We start from the raw sequence: 929 nt of genomic DNA, 5'->3' as shown, positions 1-929 counted from the left end.
GGGCACACTGCTGGGAAACATAAACCTGCAAATGCCTGTCATCTTGGGGGGCAGTTTGTGCTTGTTGTTGGGGCTGGTGTTGGTTCGCATCATGCCAGAAACCAACTTCTCCCCTGCTATTGAGGAACGGCAGGGCTTGCTTAAAGACTTTGTCTGCCTGTTCAAGCTCAACCTGGGCTTTGTGAAAGGCGCACCTGTGTTGCTGGCGCTCTTAGCAATCACACTATGCGGGGGACTTGCCAGTGAAGGCTTTGACCGGCTCTCCACCGCTCATTTTCTGGATGACACGGTAATACCCGTTATCGGGCCGCTGAACAGCGTCACTTGGTTCGGTGTTATCAGTCTTATCGGCAGCGGCTTAGGTATTCTGGCTTCTCAGTTGCTCATCGCCCGCATGGAGAAAAAAGGGACTGTCAGCCGAACCAGTGTGGTCATGTCCACCAGCGCCGGGTATATCCTGTGCCTGGTTCTCTTCGCGGTGGGGCGGAGCTTTTGGTTCATGTTGTTGGTGTTCCTGCTGGCGGGGCTTATGCGCACCATCAAGGAGCCTGTGCTGGCCGCCTGGATGAACGACCATGTGGATGAGAAAATGCGCGCCACAGTCTTTTCCACCAGCGGACAGCTGGACTCTTTCGGGCAGATCATCGGCGGGCCTATTGTGGGGCTGGTAGCCCAGCAGGTGTCCATACCCTGGGGGCTGGTCTGTACCGCTTTCCTGCTGTTGCCCGCGCTGTTCTTAGTGCCGGTGGCGGGAAAGAAGCGGGATTGATATGGCATAGTTAAGTTTACTGACGAGCGGGAGATTACTTCCGCTCGTCTTCATTTAGTAGCGCAAAATTTGAGGACTCTTTATTTCCTTATTCGGTATAGCGGAGGCGGCTGTCAATTCGACATAATTTTCTTGTGATACTTTACCGTACATGAGCATT

At 53.7% G+C, this 929-nt stretch carries 1 protein-coding gene; it reads left to right on the top strand.

Features of this window, described 5'->3' with window-relative positions:
* On the top strand, positions 1-769 hold a 769-nt coding region (locus tag ACTNA4_RS16085), incomplete at its 5' end, for an MFS transporter (protein WP_373222079.1).
* Positions 770-929 lie beyond the last annotated feature (160 nt).

It is taken from the genome of Bariatricus sp. HCP28S3_A7, assembly GCF_052066375.1.
Classification (GTDB): Bacteria; Bacillota; Clostridia; order Lachnospirales; family Lachnospiraceae; genus Allocoprococcus.
The sequence above is the reverse complement of the archived record's forward strand: the minus strand, read 5'-3'. Positions and strand labels throughout refer to the sequence as shown.